This window comes from Candidatus Neomarinimicrobiota bacterium (assembly GCA_022560655.1).
Taxonomy (GTDB): Bacteria; Fidelibacterota; Marinisomatia; order SCGC-AAA003-L08; family TS1B11; genus JADFSS01.
In genome coordinates this window covers 1-5806 of sequence record JADFSS010000102.1, presented here as the reverse complement: position 1 = coordinate 5806, position 5806 = coordinate 1, and the positions used below count along the sequence as shown (strand labels likewise).

The window sequence follows — 5806 nt, the reverse complement described above, 5'->3', positions numbered from 1 at the left end:
TAATGATTGGGCCCTGAAGAAGCTGCTCCCACTGACCCAGGGCCTGGCTGTAGTGCTGCTGGCATGGATGACGATCACTTTCCTGAGCGCCGCGCTGCCCCCCAGCGTGACTGCCTACCACCGTTTTTTGGTTGCTTTCGACGCGCTGCGCTGGTATTTCTCCATTGCGCTGATCGTTGGTCTGGGGAGTTTCGTGCTCGCCTATAGCAGATCCAAGGATGAGAGCGAGCGGCGGCAGATTCGGTGGGTGCTGATGGGGCTGGGCATCTCCATTGCTGGTTTTATCCTGCTCTGGCGGATACCCTATGTGGTGCTCCGGCAGCCCTTAATCTCCGCTGAAATGGTAGTATTGCTGTCAACGGCTGCTCCCATCGCATTTGCTATCGCTATCGTCCGCTACCGTCTTATGGACATCGATCTGATCTTCTTCCGAAGCACCGTCTATTTCATTGTGATAAGTTTCCTTCTGGCCATTTATTCGGTGATCATCGGCGCGGTGGCCTTACTCAGTGAAGAGCTGACCATCCCGGTTGTATTGATCGCATCTGCACTGGCCGCCACGGTCGTGGCCGTGCTGTTTGAACCCACCAGACAACGGATTCGACGTTTTGTTGATCGCAGTTTCTTCAAAATCAGGTACGATTATGAAGTGGCTCAACGTGAGCTGGGTGAGGAAATTTCCCAGTGTGCAACGATTCCGCAGTTGGGAGAGCTTGTGATCAGGCGTCTTCGCGGGCTGATGCTATTGGAACAGGTTGGGCTGATCATGCGACCGGCCCCGGACGAGCCATTTGAGGTGGTGTTCCAGCATGATGGAGAATTATTCCGGGAACCGCAACTACGCTCCTTTTTGGAGGAGCAACCCGCTACTCAGCGATTACCTCTGGCTCGGGATGACCAGTCTGAGCCCGGCGCCCGTTACGCGCCTGCGGACCCGGATCATTTTCGCAAGCTCGGCCTGGCGCTTATAAACCCGATCAGCTCGGAGGGGGACGAGATCATGGGTTATCTCGCACTCGGCCCCAAAATGGATGGCACCAGGTTCTATGTGGAAGATTTTGATCTGCTCAATACGATTGGTACTCAGCTTGGGCAGGCGGCGGAGCGCATCAGGCTCCATGAGCGGCTTGTTCTGGAGCATGCCGAGACGACTCGATTAAAGGAGCTCAACCGCCTGAAGTCAGATTTCGTATCGAGCGTATCCCACGAACTTCAAACGCCCCTCACTTCGATCAAGATGTTTGCGGAGCTGCTCCGGGAGAAGTCGAAGGCCGGCTCCGGCAAGACCAGGGAGTATTTGGACGTGATCGTGGGTGAAAGCGATCGGCTCACTGCTCGCATCCAAAACGTACTTGATTTCGCCAGGGTGGAGCGGGGCGTGCGCGAATACAATTTTCAGACCGTGGATTTGGACCAATTGGTTTCGAAGGTTATCGAATCGATGCGCTACCAGTTAAACATGCAGGAATTCAAGGTTCAGGCCGACCTGAGGCTAAAAGATAAGGTGCTGATGGCCGACGCCGATGCGGTGTCGGAGGCGCTGACAAACCTGATCACGAACGCCATAAAGTACTCGCGGGACGTGAAGGAGATTACGATAGCGACGTTCGAGCGGGATGGACGGCTTGGAGTCTCAGTGGCGGACAAGGGCATCGGAATTGATGAGTCCGATAGGAAAGCCATATTTGAGCCGTTTTATCGCAGTGCAAAGGACGATGTCCGTCGAGGCTCAGGCACTGGATTGGGCCTTCCTCTGGTGAGCCACACGATGGCGGCGCACCGGGGCAGCATCGAACTGGAAAGTGAGCCTGGCGCGGGCAGCACGTTTACGCTGTTATTTCCAATGGAGCAGAAAGATTAACCGGATACTCATCATTGAAGACGACCCGGCAATCCTCAAGGGGCTAAGGGAAAACTTTATTGCGGAGCATTACGAGGTGGTCTCAGCCGCGGATGGAGATGAGGGCTTCCGGCTGGCTAAAACGGAGCCCTGCGATCTAATCCTTCTGGATCTGATACTTCCGGGAAAAAATGGAGCCGAGATTTGTCGAGACCTCCGGGCTGAGGGCAACGAGACTCCCATCTTAATGCTTACAAGTAAGAAGGAAGAGATCGATAAAATCCTGGGTTTGGAGCTGGGAGCTGATGACTACATGACAAAGCCGTTCAGCGTGCGGGAGCTGAATGCCCGCATCAGGGCGATTCTACGGCGGCCGGCCCGGCTTCGAAAGCAGATCGATGAGGTGTCGTTCGCTGATGTGCATATCGATTTCCGCGCGCAGGAAGCAACCAAGGGAGATCAGAAACTAGCCCTGTCTGCGAGGGAATTCGATGTGCTGAAATTTCTCATCGAGCATGAGGGTGAAGTCGTTACGCGTAACGCTCTGCTGAACGAAGTATGGGGCTATGAGGTTTATCCCAATACCCGGACAGTTGATAACTTTATCCTGTCACTGCGTAAAAAGATTGAAGATCAGCCCTCCAAACCTTCGCATCTGCTTACTGCCCATGCCGTTGGCTACAAATTCGTAATTTGATGCGACTGCCTGGGGCTAATTCAAATAGAACCCCAGGCCCAACTGGAACTCGAAGATCTGCAGGGTGAAATTGTCCCGCTCCTGTAAGAATCCACTCCCGCTCTCATAGGCGAAATAGTGCCGGGCCGGACGGAACTCGGCATACAGGAATTTCTTGTCCGCCAGCGGTGCCCTGACCCCGAAAAGGGCATGGAGACCCCATCCCAAGGTCATTGAATCCAGCGCAAGACTGCCCTCCTCCAGTGTCAGATTGGCAGGTCCGGGGTATTGGGACTGGACACTGTTCAGCAGGAGCCGCCCGCCGAGGCCCACATAGGGGCGCACAATCACTTTGGGCAGCCAGGCGTAGAAGGTGGCGCCCATTGACAGCGAGTGGAGCATCAGGAACCGGTCCGGAATATCCACGGAGCCTATTTCGATGGGCACACGGCCGATTCCAGGTACCACGACGTAGCCCTCGGCGTCGTAAGTGACCGTCTGCTCCTTGGTGTGATGCGATACCAGCGAAGCCTCAAATTCACCGCCCCAGCGCCCACCGCTCCCACCGATCCGGTAACCCAAAGCAGGAAAGGTGGTCGCCGTATTCACCTCGGCCGTGCCGGCCGTCCATTGCGGCGAGCTCTGTTCTCCCGTGTAGATGCTCTCCGCTTCAAAATCAATGATGCTTGCCGTGCTCACTCCGGCACCGACGAGCCGGTAAAACCTCCAGCTGCCCGGTTCTGCCCGCTGGGAAGCTGTCCGCAGGATGGTCACGTACTCCTTTGCGATCTGATCTGTCATGAACCAGCCCAGACCCAGGCCGGCGAGCGATATCCCGATCCAGGTGGCGGTGGCCCGCTCAGGCCCTTCGTCCTGGGTAATTGCGCTCCCCCCGAGCGTCACCCCCCAGATGAAAGTGTAGGGAGCCAAATAGGCCTCCGCAATGACGGTGCTCAACAGCAACTCCTTGAAGGCAGCTTTCGAGCTGTCCGGCCCGGCCGGACGCGCATCAAGGCTGCTGGCCGGAAACCCCATTGGCAGGGCCAAGTATAAAAGCATGACCATCAGCAACTGTTTGGCTAGCATGGTTCAATCCTCCTCGATTAGCGAAACATCCATCCCGTGCCCAGCAGGAATTGGAATGTCTGTAGGGTAAACTGGTCCCGCTCCCGCTGAAATCCATCACCGCTTATGATGGAGAAGAAATGCCGGGCCGGGCGAAATTCCAGGTAGACAAAGGTCGATGACGAGATTGGCACCCTGATGCCAATGGGCAGCTGGATTGACCACCCTAGGCTGGTGCTGTTGAGTGGCGCTCCCTCCAGTTTCAGGGCCCAGTTTCCAGGACCGGGATGATCGGATGTGACCCTGTTCATCAATAGAGCCACGCCAATGCCCACATAAGGCTGAACCAGCTTCGATGGTATGTGGATGTAGAAATTGCCCCCGAATCCCAGAGAGAACGTCCGCTGAAATCTATCGGGAATAGCCAACGTATCTATTTCTACCGCAAACCAAAAAGCCGTATCCGGCTGCACCACCCGGATAAAGCCTTTTATGTCATAGAACACGCTCTGAGCCAGCGTTCTATGGCTCAACGCCGAGATCTCCAGGTCACCGCCGAACCACTTTTTCCAGGCGCCCAGCCTCAGCCCCAGACCTGGGAACCAAGCCGCAGAATTGACCTCCGCCGCATTGCCCGCCCAGATGGGTTCCCCCGGCACCGGCCCCGATTTAAATACGCTCTCGGCGCGATAGTCCAGCAGGCTGCCAATGTTCCCGCCTGCATACACCATCAAGTAGCTCACCGCCTTGGAAGGATCCGTGGGCCAGTTGGAGGTCAGGGAACCCGCGGGTAGACCACGGAGCGCAAGGACAATCCGTTGCATGGCTTCGTCCGTATCGCGAGTGCTAAATCCCGACGCTCTTTTTGAAGCCTCCACCTGGCCCGTCTCCACGTCGACAATACGGACCGTGAGAACACGGACATCTTGAATCATGCCCGAGGTTCCCAGGAAAACTTTGCTAGCGTTCAAAAGTTGCCCGAGCCGAACGGCGTATTCCTCCTGTGTGACCCCCAAGCGCTGAAAGTCCTGTTCAGCAATAACCTCGTTCATCCGCTGCCTCTCCACCACTTGGTAGTCCCCGCTATTAACGAGCTCATCCCGGAGGTAATCCGTCATCAAGGCGGCATCCCCCGGCGGCACATTCTGGGGTTGAAGATCCAGGACAACCACGACCACCTGGTCCTCGGCTTGCGCGGCTGCAGCCAGGAGATTTTTCGGGGCGTAGACGGAAAGGAGCACCAAGGCCAGAAGGAACCATGGTGGGGGCCGACCGACTTTCAGGTCCCCCGCAACCTTTCTTGGCCTTGACCCACGCGTGTTAATTTTGACCCGGTTCATTTTCATATTGCCATCTTCGCTCCTGCCAAATTGCGCAATTGTGACTCTACCGTTGTCACGAAATTGTCACGTCCCTGTAAAACTTTCACCACCTTGAGCCTGAATACTGAGACTGTGGAATCTCGAGCCCATAGGGCTGACTGCCCGCGGAGAATAGCAACCCCGTATCCGGGGAAATGACGTTTGGTGTGACATCTTGCTACTTCAGCAGCACCATTTTGATGGACTTGGTGTAGCCCGGCGTGACCAAGCGGGCGATGTAGATGCCGGAGGGGACCTCACGGCCGCCCTGGTCCCTGCCATCCCAGATCGCCCGATGGTATCCCGGTTCCATTTGGCGATCTATCAGCCGTGCTACTACCCGACCCAAAAGATCATAGACCACCAATGAGACATCACTAACCCTTGGCAGGTCATAGCGGATTGTGGACACAGGGTTGAAGGGGTTGGGATAGGCCGGGTGCAGCATGAAGCCGTCGGGCAGTCCCGGCCTTTGGTGACTCACACTCAGCGGCACGATGTTGCCCTGTGAATTGGTTTTGATGAGCCACACATCATCAGAACCCGCACCATATGACCTGGTCGCCCCGGCAATCACGAAACCGCCATCGGCCGTCTGCTGGACCGAGTAACCGAAGTCAGGGGCGCTGCCCCCATAGGTGCGGGTCCAGCCACCGTTCCCCTGGGCGTCGGTGCGGATCAGCCAGACGTCGGCGTCGAGCGGGGTCCCGACAAATTCGATAAAGCCAAAGCCGGTCCAGCCGGTCATAACGAAGCCGCCGTCGGCAGTCTGCTGGACCGAGGTGCCAATATCCTCGTGGCTGCCCCCGTAGGTGCGCGTCCAGAGAGTGTCCCCTTGGGCGTCGGTGCGGATCAGCCAGGCGT

General features: G+C 56.7%; 5 protein-coding genes. 2 read left to right on the top strand and 3 right to left on the bottom strand.

Annotated features, from left to right (window positions below):
- Positions 1–1861, top strand: a 1861-nt coding sequence (locus IH971_10630) for a hypothetical protein (GenBank protein ID MCH7498292.1), incomplete at its 5' end; no start/stop codon positions are given.
- On the top strand, positions 1857–2537 hold the full coding sequence (locus tag IH971_10625; protein ID MCH7498291.1) for a response regulator transcription factor: 681 nt from the start codon (positions 1857–1859) through the stop codon (positions 2535–2537). The genes IH971_10630 and IH971_10625, both read left to right, overlap by 5 nt.
- Before the next feature lie 15 nt (positions 2538–2552).
- Here the strand turns inward: IH971_10625 and IH971_10620 are convergent, their stop codons facing one another.
- From IH971_10620 to IH971_10610, 3 genes are all read right to left on the bottom strand, one after another.
- Positions 2553–3602, bottom strand: coding sequence for a hypothetical protein (locus IH971_10620; GenBank protein MCH7498290.1), 1050 nt, complete (start codon positions 3600–3602; stop codon positions 2553–2555).
- A gap of 17 nt (positions 3603–3619) precedes the next feature.
- Positions 3620–4825 (bottom strand): hypothetical protein, encoded by a 1206-nt coding sequence (locus tag IH971_10615; protein ID MCH7498289.1) that lies wholly within the window; start codon positions 4823–4825, stop codon positions 3620–3622.
- A 295-nt stretch (positions 4826–5120) separates the two neighbouring features.
- Positions 5121–5806 (bottom strand): T9SS type A sorting domain-containing protein (locus IH971_10610; protein MCH7498288.1); only part of this gene is annotated, 686 nt, incomplete at its 5' end.